The sequence below is a fragment of the Dellaglioa sp. CoH-57-MRSF-16 genome (assembly GCF_056782055.1).
Genome location: NZ_JBXAXZ010000232.1, coordinates 1 through 235, shown reverse-complemented (window position 1 = coordinate 235; position 235 = coordinate 1). Strand labels below are relative to the sequence as shown.

At 57.9% G+C, this 235-nt stretch carries 1 protein-coding gene; it reads left to right on the top strand.

From position 1 onward, the window contains the following. The coding region (locus tag AC1RPH_RS08530) for a hypothetical protein (RefSeq protein ID WP_481762155.1) at window positions 1–235 on the top strand (235 nt) is incomplete at both ends.

The following is a 235-nucleotide window of genomic DNA, read 5'->3' as shown; positions in this document are numbered from 1 at the left end:
AAATGGCCCCGTTACGCGGGAAGTTACTGGCTTCGAGGAAGAAAACTTCGGGCCGTGGCAGGTCCATTCGGAAGGAACTGTTGGCCGGGACCGGTCCTACGACAAATGGAGTATCGGTGATCCCGGTATCGAACTCGGGGTCTTCAACGAGGACGCCTACCAACTTTCGCGGCTGGTACACGCACCGGTTTTTGAAGTCCAGTGGAAGGAGATTCCGGCGCGTGTCCCGGTACTC